This window comes from Burkholderia sp. WTPI3 (genome assembly GCF_021483755.1).
Lineage (GTDB): Bacteria > Pseudomonadota > Gammaproteobacteria > Burkholderiales > Burkholderiaceae > Burkholderia.
In genome coordinates this window covers 1-915 of sequence record NZ_JAGIXF010000224.1, presented here as the reverse complement: position 1 = coordinate 915, position 915 = coordinate 1, and the positions used below count along the sequence as shown (strand labels likewise).

1 protein-coding gene is annotated in these 915 nt (G+C 59.2%); it reads right to left on the bottom strand.

What is annotated here, in order from left to right; translation table 11 throughout:
• Positions 1–16 precede the first annotated feature (16 nt).
• A protein-coding gene (locus J7024_RS37005) for an IS5 family transposase (RefSeq protein ID WP_234746063.1) occupies positions 17–828 on the bottom strand; the annotation gives its coding sequence in 2 pieces (ribosomal slippage) (positions 17–489 and positions 489–828; 813 coding nt in all).
• Positions 829–915 lie beyond the last annotated feature (87 nt).

Here is a 915-nt window from a genome sequence, read left to right as displayed (position 1 = left end):
AGAAGCTGTTGCGAAATTAGTTAAACAAAGATTTGAGACGCGTCCAGCAAATCAATGCGCAAGCCAACGATAGGAAGGCCTCGTGGATATGAGCGTAGCGTTCATAGCGAATCTTCAGGCGCCGAAACGAGTGAAGCCATGCAATCGAACGCTCGACCGGCCAACGCGTTTTGCCAAGCCCGCTGCCATGGGGCGAGCCGATTTTTGCGAGCACCGGCGTGATGCCACGCGCTCGCAAGCGCTGCCGATGTGGCTCGGAACTGTAGCCCCGGTCACCTTGAACGATTCGCGGTTTGTGCAGAGGGCGGCCCTGCCTGCCTCGAATGTGCGGAATGGCCTCGACCAGCGCGTCAAGTTGGGTAATGTCGTGACGGTTCGCACCGGTCAGGATGACCGCGAGCGGAATGCCTTGCGCGTCGACGATGAGGTGGTGTTTGCTGCCGAGCTTGCGTCTGTCCGTGGGGTTCGGGCCGGTTTTTTTCCCGCCAGCATGGCGCGAATTGACGAGCTGTCGACGAGAGCACGCGTCAAATCGATTTCGCCACGGCGGCGCAGTTCCGCGAGCAGCGTCTCGTGGATACGTTGCCAGACGCCGGCTTGCTGCCACGCGGCGAGCCGGCGCCAGCAGGCCGTGCCCGAGCCGCAACCCATTTCCTGCGGCAGCAGGTTCCACGCAATGCCCGAACGCAACACGAACACGATGCCAGTCAGCACCGCACGGTCGGGTGTTGGTTTGCGCCCTGCATACTGGCGATTTCGTGGTGTCCGCGCGGGCAGAAGCGGTTCGATGAGTGACCACAATTCGTCGTCGATCAGTTCTTTAGGCATCGCTTCCTGTCAGGCAAAACAAGACAGGAAGTTAACACCAAGTCCGAAAAGTTAACAGCCCAGAAATTTAATTTCGCAACAGCTCCT